Below are 14625 nucleotides of genomic sequence, written 5' to 3'. Positions count from 1 at the left end.
GTGTTCCCGGCATCGCCGCCGGGAACGGAGAAAAACGTCAGGCGTTACCGTATTTCTTTTTAATCACCACAAACAGCGTGCCTAACAGGCCGGCGGTTAACAGGGCAATCGGCAGGATCATCAGGAATGTCATTACCTGATCTTCATGGCGTTTAACGAACGGGATCATGCTCAAGGCATAGCCGAAACCGGTCACCACGCTGACCCATAGCAATCCACTTAACCAGTTGAAAAACTGGAAGCGGCGGTTTGGCAGACCGGAAATCCCCGCCATCGTTGGTAGCAGCGTGCGGACAAATGCAAGAAAACGTCCAGCCAGCAAAGCCAGCAAACCGTGGCGGTCAAACATACAGGTGGCGCGCTGATGATATTTAGCCGGAAGCTGTGCCAGCCAGCCTTTCACCGTTTGGGTATTACCTAGCCAACGCCCCTGAATATAACTTAACCAGCAGCCCAGGCTGGCTGCGGCAGTCAGAATCACGATTGTTGGCAGAAAATCCATCACCCCCTGGGCAATCAGTGCGCCAGCCAGTATCAACAAGCTGTCGCCTGGCAAAAATGAAGCGGGCAGCAGACCGTTTTCTAAAAACAGCGTGGCAAACATGACAAAGTAAACAACGCTAACAATATGAGGATCCGCCAGCGCGGCAAAGTCGTGTTGCCAGAGCGCAGCGATAATGTCTTGAATAACAGCCATGGACTTTCCTGTGGAACAGCGTTTAAGCCTTTATTTGCCTATTGTACTCCTGAATCGTCCGGGACGCCTTGATCCCGGACGCAACAATTTAAGACTATTCACAATTAAATGTCTGCAAAATTGTCCAAATTTGGCAATGTTACACAATTCGGGTAAAGCCCGCGTCCAGATCGGCAATCAGATCGTCGACGTTTTCCAGACCAATATGCAGGCGAATCAACGTGCCGCTGAAATCAATCTTTCCTTGCGGGCGAATGGCGGCGATATGTTCCGGTTGATTTGCAAGGATCAACGATTCATATCCTCCCCACGAGTAGGCCATGCTGAATAAACTGAAGTTATCCAGATAGTTCGCCAGTTCTTCATCGTTGAGTTTTTTCTTCAACACAAAGGAAAATAGTCCGCTGCTGCCTGTAAAGTCTCGTTGCCAGAATTCGTGACCTTTACTGCCCGGCAGAGCAGGGTGGTTAACCCGTTCAACCTGCGGATGTTCCGCCAGCCATTCAGCCACTTTCAGGCTGCTTTCATGATGTTGACGCAGACGCACACCTAAAGTGCGCAGGCCACGGCTGGTCATATAAGCGGTATCGGCATCGACCATTTGTCCCATCAGATAAGCGTTCTCCCGCAGTTGCTCCCAGCATCGGGCATTACATACCGCAGTGCCGATCATTGCATCCGAGTGGCCTACCAGATATTTGGTGGCGGCCTGAATGGAAACATCAATGCCAAAATCAAGGGCTTTAAACAGCACCCCGGCAGCCCAGGTGTTATCGATCATAATGATGGCGTCCGGCACCACGCTGCGCACGGCGGAGACAATCGCCGGAACATCATGCACTTCCATGGTGATGGAGCCCGGCGATTCCAGAAAGACGATTTTAGTGTTTGGTTGCAGATGTTTAACGATATCCGCGCCAATCAGCGGATCAAACCACGATGTCGTTACGCCCAGTTTGCTGAGGATTTTGCTACAGAAATCCTGACTTGGTTCGTAGGCGGTGTTGGTCATCAACACATGATCGCCCTGTTCGACAAAAGCAAGGATGGAATTGGCAACCGCTGCCGCACCGCAAGGAAACAGTGCACAGCCGGCGCCACCTTCCAGTTCGCACATTGCTTCTTGTAACGAAAAGTGGGTTAACGTTCCGCGCCGTCCATAGAACAACTCGCCATTGGCGCGATTACGCGTCGCATGTTTTTTCGCTTCAACGCTGTCAAAAACCAGCGAAGAGGCGCGCTGAATCACGCTATTAACCGCGCCGAGAGTGTATTTTTTGCTGCGTCCTGCATTCACCAGTTGAGTATCAAGCTTTTTGTCCGCCATGTCGGGATTCCTGTTTTTATACGTCTGGATGTCTAAACTAGCATGAATAATTGCGGGCGCATCCTGAAGAATTGGCATAAAGAAGAAAATTTTCGCAAATGGCGTTCTGGTGGCTTTTTTACTGCGTAAACGCAAGGAAAAGAAAGCAAAGGTACGGCAGTATGCAAATAGTAATGAGAACGACTATCAATTCGACGTCGTTTTGATATTATTATGCGCAGATTTTGTGACTTGCGTCCTGGAGATACACAGTGGGTAATAATTTAATGCAGACGGATCTTTCCGTCTGGGGTATGTATCAGCACGCCGATATTGTCGTTAAGTGCGTGATGATTGGGCTTATTTTGGCCTCCGTAGTCACCTGGGCAATCTTCTTCAGTAAGAGCGTAGAGTTCTTCAATCAGAAGCGTCGCCTTAAGCGCGAGCAGCAACTGCTGGCTGAAGCGCGTTCCTTAAACCAGGCCAACGATATCGCCGCTGATTTTGGTAGCAAAAGCTTAAGCCTGCATTTGCTCAATGAAGCGCAGAACGAGCTGGAATTGTCAGAAGGCAGCGACGATAACGAAGGTATTAAAGAGCGTACCAGCTTCCGCCTGGAGCGTCGGGTCGCCGCAGTGGGGCGTCAAATGGGACGCGGTAACGGCTATCTGGCAACCATTGGCGCGATTTCGCCGTTTGTGGGGCTGTTTGGTACGGTATGGGGCATTATGAACAGCTTTATCGGTATTGCGCAAACGCAGACCACGAATTTGGCGGTGGTTGCTCCGGGTATCGCAGAAGCTCTGTTAGCAACAGCAATCGGTCTGGTGGCGGCAATTCCGGCGGTCGTTATCTATAACGTATTCGCGCGCCAGATTGGCGGCTTTAAAGCGATGCTGGGCGATGTCGCAGCGCAGGTGCTGTTGCTGCAAAGCCGTGACCTGGATCTGGAAGCCAGCGCCGCTGCGCATCCGGTTCGTGTCGCACAAAAATTACGTGCAGGGTAATGCGCTATGGCAATGCATCTTAACGAAAACCTCGATGATAACGGCGAAATGCATGATATCAACGTGACGCCGTTTATCGACGTGATGTTGGTTCTGCTGATTATCTTTATGGTGGCGGCGCCGTTAGCGACGGTAGATGTGAAGGTGAACTTGCCTGCTTCTACCAGCACGCCGCAGCCGCGCCCGGAAAAACCAGTTTATCTGTCGGTGAAGGCGGACAACTCGATGTTTATCGGTAACGATCCGGTCACCGATGAAACGATGGTTACGGCGCTGAATGCGTTAACTGAAGGTAAGAAAGACACCACAATCTTCTTCCGTGCGGATAAAACCGTTGATTACGAGACGTTGATGAAGGTTATGGATACGCTGCATCAGGCGGGTTACCTGAAGATAGGCCTGGTCGGCGAAGAAACTGCTAAAGCGAAATAAAAATGATGCCCGGTTGCTTTATACAACCGGGCATTTTTTAGCCTAGATGTTCGCCGCCGCACACGCCGTGCACTTCTGCGGTGACGTAGCTCGACTCCTGACTTGCCAGATAAACATAAACAGGCGCCAGTTCTGCCGGCTGCCCCGCACGTTTCATCGGTGTTTTCTGACCAAACTGTGGGATCTTATCCTGCGTTTGTCCGCCGGAAATTTGCAGTGCCGTCCAGATAGGGCCTGGTGCGACAATATTCACCCGAATACCTTTCTCCGCGACCTGTTTTGCCAGACCACGGCTGTAGTTAAGAATCGCCGCTTTCGTTGCTGCGTAATCCAACAAGTGCGGGCTCGGCTGGTACGCCTGGATTGACGAAGTGGTGATGATACTTGAGCCTTTCGGCAGCAGGGGAATCGCTTCCTGGGTTAACCAGAACAGCGCGAAAACGTTAATGGCAAAGGTCTCTTGAAACTGTTCGCTGGTGAGGTCTGCAATATCAGGAATGGCAACCTGTTTCCCGGCGACTAGCGCCATAATATCCAGCCCGCCTAACGCCTTATGCGCGTCGTGAACTAGCGAACGGGCAAATTTCTCATCGCTTAAATCGCCCGGCAGCAGAACGACTTTGCGTCCGCATTCTTCAATAATCTTTTTCACATCCTGGGCGTCTTCTTCTTCCGCCGGAAGATAACTGATCGCCACGTCAGCGCCTTCACGCGCGTAAGCGATGGCGGCAGCACGACCGATACCAGAATCGCCCCCTGTCACCAGTGCCTTACGATCTTTCAGGCGACCGCTACCAACATAGGTTTTCTCGCCGCAATCCGGCACCGGTGTCATCTTCGCCTGGATGCCTGGCGTCGGTTGTTTCTGTTTGGGATATTCACCAGTGTAATACTGCGTGGTCGGGTCTTTTAAATGAGACATCGCTTTTCTCCCTTCAGGTTCAACGTCCTATAAGGGTAGACGCTCTCAATGCGTTAATCAGGGAACCAGGAAGATCCCTAAACCTCGGATTTATGCGACAACGGTTTAACGTATATGTTGATTTGCTGTTGCGCGCTGTTTACTCAATTGCGATATACTGTTGCCCGTTTTAACTACACGACAGGAATGTATGGAACGTTTTCTTGAAAATGCAATGTATGCTTCTCGCTGGCTGCTTGCCCCCGTGTACTTTGGCCTTTCGCTGGCGTTAGTTGCCCTGGCGCTGAAGTTCTTCCAGGAGATTATTCACGTACTGCCGAATATCTTCTCGATGGCGGAATCTGATTTGATCCTCGTTCTGCTGTCGCTGGTGGATATGACGCTGGTTGGCGGTTTGCTGGTGATGGTGATGTTTTCCGGTTATGAGAATTTCGTCTCGCAGCTCGATATCTCCGAGAACAAAGAGAAGCTGAACTGGCTGGGGAAAATGGACGCAACGTCGCTAAAGAACAAAGTGGCAGCGTCGATTGTGGCGATCTCTTCCATTCACTTACTGCGCGTCTTTATGGATGCGAAAAATGTCCCTGATAACAAACTGATGTGGTACGTCATTATCCATCTGACGTTTGTGCTCTCTGCGTTTGTGATGGGCTATCTTGACCGACTGACTCGCCATAATCACTGATCTGATTCGGGCGCGGTTCTCGCGCCCGTTATTAACACGTTATTTATCGGATGACGCTTGCCACAGATTCAGCTCGCCATCGGCGATATGCTGGTCAATCTGCGCTAACTCCTCGGTGCTAAACGCCAGATTATTCAGCGCCTGTACGTTCTCCTCAAGTTGCTCTGCGCGGCTGGCACCAATCAATACCGACGTCACGCGATCATCTTTCAGCAACCAGCTTAACGCCATTTGCGCCATTGATTGTCCACGCTGCTGTGCCATTTCATTCAATAAGCGCAGGCTGTTGAGGTTGGCTTCGGTAAGCATTTTCGGCGTCAGACCACGAACTTTATTCCCTTCACGATGCATCCGTGAATCTTGCGGAATGCCGTTGAGATATTTTCCGGTCAGCAATCCCTGAGCCAGAGGAGTAAAGGCAATACAGCCCACGCCGTTATTTTGCAGGGTATCCAGCAGGCCGCTTTTATCCACCCAGCGGTTTAGTAAATTGTACGAAGGTTGATGAATTAACAGCGGAATTTTCCACTCGTGCAGCAACTCGACCATTTTTTGCGTCCGCTCTGGCGAGTATGAAGAGATCCCGACATACAGCGCCTTGCCGCTTTGCACAGCATGAGCCAGCGCAGAGGCGGTTTCTTCCATCGGCGTATTTTCATCGACGCGATGAGAGTAAAAAATATCAACATATTCCAGACCCATACGCTTCAGGCTTTGGTCGAGGCTGGCGAGCAGGTATTTACGTGAACCGCCAGAGCCGTACGGGCCGGGCCACATATCGTATCCGGCTTTGGTAGAGATAATCAGTTCATCGCGATAAGCAGCAAAATCCTCCCGCAGCAGACGACCAAAGTTCTCTTCTGCGCTTCCTGGAGGCGGCCCGTAGTTGTTGGCTAAATCAAAGTGCGTAATGCCCAAATCAAAGGCTTTGCGCAGGATCGCACGCTGTGATTCCAGCGCGTTAACGTGGCCGAAATTGTGCCATAAACCGAGCGATAACGCGGGCAGACGTAAACCGCTTTTTCCGCAATAGCGGTACTGCATCTGCCCGTAACGTTCGAGATTCGCTAACCAGACCATGACATCTCCTTTTCACCGTTCAGTTTCGAAACAATGTTTCTAGTTTAGCAATTTGCCAGCGTGTCTCCCGTAGTCTGGTTCACAGAGTGACGAAAAACTGGGCAAAAACACGTGCTTATGCTTTGCTTAAAAAAACAACAGTTGAGGAATGAAACGATGTCGCGTTTAACAGCCAAAGATTTCCCGCAAGAGTTACTGGATTACTACGACTATTACGCTCACGGGAAAATCTCGAAACGTGAGTTCCTCAACCTGGCGACGAAGTATACGGTGGGCGGGATGACGGCATTAGCGTTGTTTGATTTGCTCAAGCCAAATTATGCGCTGGCGACTCAGGTAGAGTTTACCGACCCGGAGATTGTTGCTGAGTACATCACGTATCCTTCGCCAAATGGTCACGGCGAGGTTCGGGGTTATCTGGTGAAGCTTGCGAAGATGAGCGGCAAAACGCCAGCCGTGGTGGTAGTGCATGAGAATCGTGGACTGAATCCGTATATCGAAGATGTGGCGCGGCGAGTGGCGAAGGCGGGGTACATCGCTCTGGCGCCAGACGGCTTAAGCTCCGTGGGCGGATATCCGGGGAACGATGATAAAGGTCGTGAGCTGCAACAGCAGGTTGATCCAACCAAACTGATGAATGATTTCTTTGCCGCGATTGAGTTTATGCAACGCTATCCGCAAGCCACGGGCAAAGTGGGTATTACGGGATTTTGCTATGGCGGTGGTGTCTCGAACGCGGCAGCGGTGGCATACCCGGAACTGGCCTGCGCGGTGCCGTTTTATGGCCGCCAGGCGCCCACCGCCGATGTGGCGAAAATCGATGCGCCTTTACTGCTTCACTACGCTGAACTGGATACGCGAATCAACGAAGGTTGGCCCGCTTATGAGGCAGCGTTGAAAGCTAATAATAAGGTTTATGAAGCGTATATTTATCCGGGGGTTAATCACGGATTCCATAATGATTCCACGCCCCGTTATGACAAATCTGCTGCCGATCTTGCCTGGCAAAGGACGCTGAAATGGTTCGACAAATATCTCTCCTGATGGGTTTATCTCTTCCTGGATAACATTCTTAACATGCTGAAAAAAATAGCGTGCGTAAAAGTCGTTCTTTGCCTAAAATATCGCTATATAAGTTGATATATAGCGTTTGAGGGCAAAACGATGAATAACCATTTTGGTAAAGGCTTAATGGCGGGATTAAAAGCAACACATGCCGACAGTGCGGTTAATGTGACTAAATTCTGTGCCGATTATAAGCGCGGATTTGTATTAGGCTATTCGCATCGGATGTATAAAAAGACCGGTGACCGCCAGCTCAGCGCCTGGGAAGCAGGTATTCTGACGCGCCGTTATGGACTGGATAAAGAGATGGTAATGGATTTCTTTCGTGAGAATAATTCCTGTTCTACATTACGATTTTTTATGGCTGGTTATCGCCTCGAAAATTGATCAAACATACGTATTATCTTGCTTTAATTAATTACACTAATGCTTCTTCCCTTCGTTTTAGCGCCCCGCCGCAGTATCATGACAATGATAACCATAATAAATGTGTGGTAAATGGCGCATCGATCGCATTATTGATTTTGCGGTTGAGGCAAAATATATGCCAGGTCTTCGCAACGGAATAACTATAAATGACTGGAGATAACACCCTCATCCATTCTCACGGCATTAATCGTCGTGATTTCATGAAGCTTTGTGCAGCATTAGCCGCCACCATGGGGCTGAGTAGCAAAGCCGCCGCAGAGATGGCCGAATCGGTCACTAACCCGCAGCGCCCGCCGGTTATCTGGATTGGCGCGCAGGAGTGCACCGGTTGTACGGAATCTCTGCTTCGTGCAACGCATCCAACGGTAGAAAACCTCGTGCTGGAGACCATCTCTCTGGAGTATCACGAAGTCCTTTCCGCCGCATTCGGCCATCAGGTTGAAGAGAACAAACATAACGCGCTTGAGAAGTATAAAGGGCAGTATGTGTTGGTTGTGGATGGTTCCATCCCATTAAAAGATAACGGTATTTACTGCATGGTTGCCGGTGAGCCGATTGTGGATCACATCCGCAAAGCGGCGGAAGGCGCAGCAGCCATTATCGCTATCGGTTCCTGCTCCGCGTGGGGCGGTGTCGCAGCAGCTGGGGTTAACCCCACCGGCGCGGTCAGCCTGCAAGAAGTTCTGCCGGGCAAAACCGTTATCAACATTCCAGGCTGTCCGCCGAACCCGCACAACTTCCTTGCGACCGTTGCGCACATCATCACTTACGGCAAACCGCCGAAACTGGATGACAAAAATCGTCCGACCTTCGCCTATGGCCGTCTGATTCACGAACACTGCGAACGTCGCCCGCACTTCGATGCTGGTCGTTTTGCCAAAGAGTTCGGTGATGAAGGCCACCGCGAAGGCTGGTGCCTGTACCACCTCGGCTGTAAAGGCCCTGAAACTTACGGCAACTGCTCAACGCTGCAATTCTGCGATGTTGGCGGCGTGTGGCCGGTGGCGATTGGTCACCCGTGCTACGGCTGTAACGAAGAAGGTATCGGCTTCCATAAAGGCATCCATCAGCTTGCTAACGTCGAAAACCAGACGCCACGCTCACAAAAACCGGACGTGAATGCTAAAGAAGGCGGCAACGTCTCTGCGGGCGCTATCGGTTTGCTCGGCGGCGTGGTTGGGCTGGTTGCCGGTGTCAGCGTGATGGCGGTGCGTGAACTGGGTCGTCAGCAAAAGAAAGATAACGCTGACTCACGGGGAGAATAACCGTGAACAGACGTAATTTTATTAAAGCAGCCTCCTGCGGGGCATTGCTGACGGGCGCGCTGCCGTCGGTCAGCCATGCGGCTGCTGAAAACCGCCCGCCAATTCCGGGATCGCTGGGTATGTTGTATGACTCGACCTTGTGCGTAGGCTGCCAGGCTTGCGTCACTAAGTGTCAGGATATCAACTTCCCTGAACGTAACCCACAAGGGGAGCAGACCTGGTCGAACAACGACAAACTGTCGCCATACACCAATAACATCATTCAGGTGTGGACCAGCGGCACGGGGGTCAACAAAGACCAGGAAGAGAACGGCTACGCGTACATTAAGAAACAGTGTATGCATTGCGTCGATCCGAACTGTGTCTCTGTGTGCCCGGTTTCCGCGCTGAAAAAAGATCCGAAAACCGGCATTGTCCATTACGACAAAGACGTGTGCACCGGCTGCCGTTACTGCATGGTTGCCTGCCCGTACAACGTGCCGAAGTACGACTACAACAACCCGTTTGGTGCGTTGCATAAGTGTGAGCTGTGTAACCAGAAAGGCGTGGAACGTCTCGATAAAGGCGGTCTGCCTGGCTGTGTAGAAGTGTGCCCGGCGGGCGCGGTGATTTTTGGTACGCGTGAAGAGCTGATGGCTGAGGCGAAAAAACGCCTGGCGCTGAAGCCTGGCAGCGAATACCACTATCCGCGTCAGACGCTGAAATCTGGCGACACTTACCTGCACACAGTGCCGAAATATTATCCGCATCTGTACGGCGAGAAAGAGGGCGGCGGTACTCAGGTTCTGGTACTAACGGGTGTGCCTTATGAAAATCTCGACCTGCCGAAACTGGACGATCTTTCTACCGGTGCGCGTTCCGAAAATATTCAACACACCCTGTATAAAGGCATGATGCTACCACTGGCTGTGCTGGCGGGCTTAACCGTGCTGGTTCGTCGCAACACCAAAAACGACCATCACGACGGAGGAGACGATCATGAGTCATGATCCACAACCGCTGGGCGGCAAAATCATCAGTAAACCGGTCATGATTTTTGGACCGTTAATCGTCATCTGTATGCTCCTGATTGTGAAGCGTCTGGTGTTCGGGCTTGGCTCTGTCTCCGACCTGAACGGCGGCTTTCCGTGGGGCGTGTGGATCGCGTTTGACCTGCTGATCGGCACCGGCTTTGCCTGTGGCGGCTGGGCGCTGGCGTGGGCGGTATACGTCTTTAACCGTGGACAATACCATCCGCTGGTGCGTCCGGCGCTGTTGGCGAGTCTGTTCGGTTACTCACTGGGTGGCTTGTCGATCACTATCGACGTGGGTCGCTACTGGAACCTGCCGTACTTCTACATTCCGGGTCACTTCAACGTGAACTCGGTACTGTTCGAGACGGCGGTCTGTATGACCATCTACATCGGCGTGATGGCGCTTGAGTTTGCTCCTGCGCTGTTTGAACGTCTGGGCTGGAAGGTGTCGCTCAAGCGTCTGAACAAGGTGATGTTCTTTATCATCGCGCTCGGTGCGCTGCTGCCGACCATGCACCAGTCTTCAATGGGGTCGCTGATGATCTCGGCGGGCTATAAAGTGCATCCGTTGTGGCAGAGCTATGAAATGTTGCCGCTGTTCTCGCTGCTGACGGCGTTCATCATGGGCTTCTCGATTGTCATTTTTGAAGGTTCGCTGGTGCAGGCGGGTCTGCGTGGCAATGGCCCGGATGAGAAGAGCCTGTTCGTCAAGCTGACCAACACCATCAGCGTGCTGCTGGCGATTTTCATTGTGCTGCGCTTTGGCGAGCTAATCTATCGCGACAAGCTGTCCTTAGCGTTTGCCGGTGACTTCTACTCCGTGATGTTCTGGATTGAAGTCCTGCTGATGCTCTTCCCACTGGTCGCTCTGCGTGTGGCGAAGCTGCGTAATGATTCCCGCATGCTGTTCCTGTCAGCACTGAGCGCACTGTTAGGTTGTGCAACCTGGCGTCTGACCTATTCGCTGGTGGCATTCAACCCAGGCGGCGGTTACGCCTACTTCCCGACCTGGGAAGAACTGTTGATTTCTATTGGTTTTGTGGCTATTGAGATTTGCGCTTACATCGTACTCATTCGTCTACTGCCGATACTTCCTCCTTTAAAACAAAACGATCATAATCGTCATGAGGCGAGCAAAGCATGAGCCAGAGAATTACTATTGATCCGGTAACCCGTATTGAAGGGCATTTACGCATCGATTGCGAAATCGAAAATGGCGTCGTTTCGAAAGCATGGGCTTCCGGGACCATGTGGCGCGGCATGGAAGAGATCGTGAAAAACCGCGATCCGCGCGATGCATGGATGATTGTGCAACGTATCTGTGGCGTATGTACCACCACTCACGCGCTCTCTTCTGTTCGTGCGGCAGAGAGTGCGCTGAATATCGACGTTCCGGTTAACGCCCAATACATCCGTAACATCATTCTGGCTGCGCACACCACGCATGACCATATCGTTCATTTCTATCAGCTCTCTGCGCTGGACTGGGTAGACATCACTTCTGCGCTGCAAGCCGATCCGACCAAAGCCTCCGAAATGCTGAAAGGCGTTTCGACCTGGCACCTGAACAGCCCGGAAGAGTTCACTAAAGTTCAGAACAAGATCAAAGATCTGGTTGCCAGCGGTCAGTTGGGTATTTTCGCCAACGGCTACTGGGGACATCCGGCGATGAAACTGCCGCCGGAAGTGAACCTGATTGCGGTAGCGCACTACTTACAGGCGCTGGAGTGCCAGCGTGACGCTAACCGCGTCGTGGCGCTGCTGGGTGGTAAAACGCCACACATTCAGAACCTGGCGGTAGGTGGTGTTGCGAACCCGATCAACCTCGACGGTCTGGGCGTGCTGAACCTTGAGCGCCTGATGTACATCAAGTCCTTCATCGACAAGTTGAGCGACTTTGTTGAGCAGGTTTACAAGGTTGATACCGCAGTTATCGCCGCGTTCTATCCGGAATGGCTGGAACGCGGTAAAGGTGCAGTGAACTACCTGAGTGTGCCGGAATTCCCGACCGACAGCAAAAACGGCAGCTTCCTGTTCCCGGGCGGCTACATTGAGAATGCGGATCTGTCCTCGTATCGTCCGATCACTTCCCATTCAGATGAATATCTGATCAAAGGGATTCAGGAAAGCGCGAAGCACTCCTGGTATAAAGACGAAGCGCCGCAGGCACCGTGGGAAGGCACGACCATTCCGGCTTATGACGGCTGGTCTGAGGACGGTAAATATTCCTGGGTGAAATCACCGACTTTCTACGGCAAAACGGTAGAAGTGGGGCCGCTGGCGAACATGCTGGTGAAACTGGCGTCAGGACGCGAGTCTACTCAGAACAAACTAAATGAAATCGTTGCGATTTATCAGAAACTGACCGGCAACACGCTGGAAGTGGCGCAACTGCACTCCACGCTGGGGCGTATTATTGGTCGTACCGTTCACTGCTGCGAATTGCAGGATATCCTGCAAAATCAATACAGTGCACTGATCACCAATATCGGCAAAGGCGACCACACCACCTTTGTGAAGCCGAACATTCCGGCTACAGGTGAGTTCAAAGGCGTTGGCTTCCTTGAAGCACCGCGCGGTATGCTCTCTCACTGGATGGTGATCAAAGACGGTATCATCAGCAACTACCAGGCGGTCGTCCCATCAACCTGGAACTCCGGCCCGCGTAACTTTAATGATGACGTCGGCCCTTACGAGCAGTCACTGGTGGGGACACCGGTTGCCGATCCGAATAAACCGCTGGAAGTGGTGCGCACCATTCACTCCTTCGACCCGTGCATGGCCTGCGCGGTACACGTAGTGGATGCCGACGGCAACGAAGTGGTTTCAGTGAAGGTTCTGTAATGCGTATTTTAGTCTTAGGGGTCGGCAATATTTTGCTGACCGATGAAGCCATCGGTGTGCGGATTGTCGAAGCGTTAGAGCAACGATACATTCTGCCGGATTATGTTGAAATCCTCGATGGCGGCACGGCAGGAATGGAGCTGCTTGGCGACATGGCAAATCGCGATCATCTGATCATTGCGGATGCCATTGTGTCGAAAAAGAACGCGCCGGGAACGATGATGATCCTGCGGGATGAAGAAGTTCCGGCGTTGTTTACCAATAAAATTTCTCCGCATCAGCTTGGCCTGGCCGACGTATTGTCGGCCCTGCGCTTCACTGGCGAGTTTCCGAAAAAGCTGACCCTGGTCGGCGTGATCCCGGAATCACTGGAGCCGCACATCGGCTTGACGCCGACGGTCGAAGCGATGATTGAACCTGCGCTTGAGCAGGTTCTGGCTGCGCTGCGTGAATCAGGCGTGGAAGCCATCCCACGGGAGGCGACTCATGGCTGAGGAGATAGCAGGTTTCCAGACCTCCCCGAAGGCGCAAGTTCAGGCAGCGTTTGAAGAAATTGCCCGGCGTTCGATGCACGATCTCTCTTTTCTGCATCCTTCAATGCCGGTGTACGTTTCCGACTTTACGCTGTTCGAAGGTCAGTGGACGGGGTGTGTAATCACCCCGTGGATGCTGAGTGCAGTTATCTTCCCCGGCCCGGATCAACTCTGGCCGCTGCGCAAAGTGAGTGAAAAAATCGGTCTGCAACTGCCTTACGGCACCATGACCTTTACCGTTGGCGAACTGGACGGTGTTTCGCAATACCTCTCCTGCTCGCTGATGTCACCGCTTTCGCACAGCATGTCGATTGAAGAGGGTCAACGGCTGACGGATGACTGCGCACGAATGATCCTTTCGCTGCCGGTCACCAATCCGGATGTACCACACGCAGGGCGTCGCGCCCTGCTGTTTGGTCGCAGGAGTGGTGAAAATGCATGAGTTGTCGCTTTGCCAGAGCGCCGTTGAAATTATCCAACGGCAGGCGGAGCAGCACGATGTTAAGCGCGTCACCGCCGTGTGGCTGGAAATTGGCGCGCTCTCCTGCGTTGAGGAGAGCGCCGTCCGTTTTAGTTTTGAAATTGTCTGCCAGGGAACGGTGGCGCAAGGGTGCGATTTACATATCGTCTATAAACCCGCCCAGGCCTGGTGTTGGGATTGCAGCCAGGTGGTGGAGATTCATCAGCACGATGCGCAATGTCCGATCTGTCATGGCGAGCGGTTGCGTGTCGATACCGGCGATTCGCTGATCGTCAAAAGTATTGAAGTTGAATAAGACTGAGGACAACGCCTGAAAAGTGCACGGACGGTCCCCTCGCCCCTCCGGGGAGAGGGTTAGGGTGAGGGGAAACACCCGCTAAAGGTTCTTTTTCGCGTTTGTCCGCAATCGAAATAACCGGAGTTAACAATGTGTATTGGCGTTCCAGGCCAGGTGCTGGCTGTCGGTGAAGATATTCACCAGCTTGCGCAGGTTGAAGTTTGTGGTATCAAGCGCGACGTGAATATCGCCCTGATTTGTGAAGGTAACCCTGCCGATCTGCTGGGCCAGTGGGTGCTGGTACACGTCGGATTTGCCATGAGCATCATCGACGAAGATGAAGCCAAAGCCACATTAGACGCACTGCGCCAAATGGATTACGACATTACCAGCGCGTGATGATTAGCTTTCGTAGGCCTGATAAGACGCGCGAGCGTCGCATCAGGCATTGTGCTCGATTGCCGGATGCAGCGTGAACGCCTTATCCGTATATGGACACCTCCCGTTGTGCAAGTTATTTTTCATCTGTGTGACGGGAGTAAGTTGCATTCGTATATCCGGCCTCTCTTACGGTACCGTCGTACCCGGC

At 52.3% G+C, this 14625-nt stretch carries 17 protein-coding genes; 13 read left to right on the top strand and 4 right to left on the bottom strand.

Translation table 11 applies throughout. The annotated features are described in order from the left end of the window. Nucleotides 1-37: 37 nt before the first annotated feature. Both yghB and metC read right to left on the bottom strand, forming a co-directional pair. Entirely contained in the window at nucleotides 38-697 is a 660-nt protein-coding gene (gene yghB / locus A7589_RS12115; protein ID WP_000268434.1) for a DedA family general envelope maintenance protein YghB, read from the bottom strand. 139 nt (nucleotides 698-836) lie between these two features. Then, nucleotides 837-2024, bottom strand: coding sequence for a cystathionine beta-lyase (metC, locus tag A7589_RS12110; RefSeq protein WP_010356640.1), 1188 nt, complete (start codon nucleotides 2022-2024; stop codon nucleotides 837-839). A 251-nt stretch (nucleotides 2025-2275) separates the two neighbouring features. Between metC and exbB the strand changes: the two genes are divergently transcribed. Continuing rightward, complete coding sequence (gene exbB, locus A7589_RS12100; RefSeq protein ID WP_000527844.1) at nucleotides 2276-3010, top strand: tol-pal system-associated acyl-CoA thioesterase; 735 nt, start codon at nucleotides 2276-2278, stop codon at nucleotides 3008-3010. Between the two features lie 6 nt (nucleotides 3011-3016). Beyond that, nucleotides 3017-3442 carry a TonB system transport protein ExbD gene (gene exbD / locus A7589_RS12095; RefSeq protein ID WP_001240714.1) on the top strand — a complete coding sequence of 142 codons (426 nt, stop codon included), beginning with the start codon at nucleotides 3017-3019 and terminating at the stop codon, nucleotides 3440-3442. Nucleotides 3443-3479: 37 nt separating this feature from the next. Here the strand turns inward: exbD and yghA are convergent, their stop codons facing one another. Then, nucleotides 3480-4364 (bottom strand): NADP(+)-dependent aldehyde reductase, encoded by an 885-nt coding sequence (gene yghA, locus A7589_RS12090; RefSeq protein ID WP_000018750.1) that lies wholly within the window; start codon nucleotides 4362-4364, stop codon nucleotides 3480-3482. A gap of 190 nt (nucleotides 4365-4554) precedes the next feature. On the opposite strand from yghA, the gene A7589_RS12085 reads away from it, so the two are divergent. After that, the gene (locus tag A7589_RS12085) at nucleotides 4555-5049 is read left to right on the top strand and encodes a TIGR00645 family protein (RefSeq protein ID WP_000439331.1); all 495 of its coding nucleotides are present in this window, start codon (nucleotides 4555-4557) and stop codon (nucleotides 5047-5049) included. Between the two features lie 39 nt (nucleotides 5050-5088). On the opposite strand, the gene gpr is transcribed toward A7589_RS12085, so the two are convergent. Beyond that, complete coding sequence (gene gpr, locus A7589_RS12080) at nucleotides 5089-6129, bottom strand: L-glyceraldehyde 3-phosphate reductase (protein ID WP_000262131.1); 1041 nt, start codon at nucleotides 6127-6129, stop codon at nucleotides 5089-5091. 156 nt (nucleotides 6130-6285) lie between these two features. On the opposite strand from gpr, the gene yghX reads away from it, so the two are divergent. The 10 genes from yghX to hybG all read left to right on the top strand — a co-directional run bounded on the left by yghX (nucleotide 6286) and on the right by hybG (nucleotide 14435). Then, nucleotides 6286-7173, top strand: coding sequence for a YghX family hydrolase (yghX, locus tag A7589_RS12075; protein WP_010356648.1), 888 nt, complete (start codon nucleotides 6286-6288; stop codon nucleotides 7171-7173). Between the two features lie 120 nt (nucleotides 7174-7293). Further along, nucleotides 7294-7581: a DUF2623 family protein YghW gene (gene yghW / locus A7589_RS12070; protein WP_001059138.1), complete on the top strand. Its 288-nt coding sequence runs from the start codon at nucleotides 7294-7296 to the stop codon at nucleotides 7579-7581. Nucleotides 7582-7769: 188 nt separating this feature from the next. Then, nucleotides 7770-8888, top strand: a complete 1119-nt coding sequence (gene hybO / locus A7589_RS12060) for a hydrogenase 2 small subunit (protein ID WP_000145410.1) — start codon at nucleotides 7770-7772, stop codon at nucleotides 8886-8888. Between the two features lie 2 nt (nucleotides 8889-8890). Next, nucleotides 8891-9877, top strand: coding sequence for a hydrogenase 2 operon protein HybA (hybA, locus tag A7589_RS12055; RefSeq protein ID WP_001081870.1), 987 nt, complete (start codon nucleotides 8891-8893; stop codon nucleotides 9875-9877). Further along, the gene (hybB, locus tag A7589_RS12050) at nucleotides 9867-11045 is read left to right on the top strand and encodes a Ni/Fe-hydrogenase cytochrome b subunit (protein ID WP_108188849.1); all 1179 of its coding nucleotides are present in this window, start codon (nucleotides 9867-9869) and stop codon (nucleotides 11043-11045) included. Before hybA ends, hybB begins: the two co-directional genes overlap by 11 nt. After that, on the top strand, nucleotides 11042-12745 hold the full coding sequence (gene hybC / locus A7589_RS12045; RefSeq protein WP_000083059.1) for a hydrogenase 2 large subunit: 1704 nt from the start codon (nucleotides 11042-11044) through the stop codon (nucleotides 12743-12745). The genes hybB and hybC overlap by 4 nt, the downstream gene beginning before the upstream one ends. Continuing rightward, nucleotides 12745-13239 carry a HyaD/HybD family hydrogenase maturation endopeptidase gene (locus A7589_RS12040; protein ID WP_001221941.1) on the top strand — a complete coding sequence of 165 codons (495 nt, stop codon included), beginning with the start codon at nucleotides 12745-12747 and terminating at the stop codon, nucleotides 13237-13239. The genes hybC and A7589_RS12040 overlap by 1 nt, the downstream gene beginning before the upstream one ends. Next, on the top strand, nucleotides 13232-13720 hold the full coding sequence (gene hybE, locus A7589_RS12035; protein WP_000796938.1) for a hydrogenase-2 assembly chaperone: 489 nt from the start codon (nucleotides 13232-13234) through the stop codon (nucleotides 13718-13720). The genes A7589_RS12040 and hybE overlap by 8 nt, the downstream gene beginning before the upstream one ends. Next, nucleotides 13713-14054 (top strand): hydrogenase maturation nickel metallochaperone HypA, encoded by a 342-nt coding sequence (hypA, locus tag A7589_RS12030; protein ID WP_000544956.1) that lies wholly within the window; start codon nucleotides 13713-13715, stop codon nucleotides 14052-14054. The genes hybE and hypA overlap by 8 nt, the downstream gene beginning before the upstream one ends. 132 nt (nucleotides 14055-14186) lie before the next feature. Next, nucleotides 14187-14435, top strand: coding sequence for a hydrogenase maturation factor HybG (hybG, locus tag A7589_RS12025; RefSeq protein ID WP_000334896.1), 249 nt, complete (start codon nucleotides 14187-14189; stop codon nucleotides 14433-14435). Nucleotides 14436-14625: the final 190 nt, after the last annotated feature.

Source organism: Escherichia sp. MOD1-EC6475 (assembly GCF_003046645.1).
Lineage (GTDB): Bacteria > Pseudomonadota > Gammaproteobacteria > Enterobacterales > Enterobacteriaceae > Escherichia > Escherichia ruysiae.
Note: the sequence above shows the minus strand (reverse complement) of the source record. Positions and strands in the feature narration are given on the sequence as shown.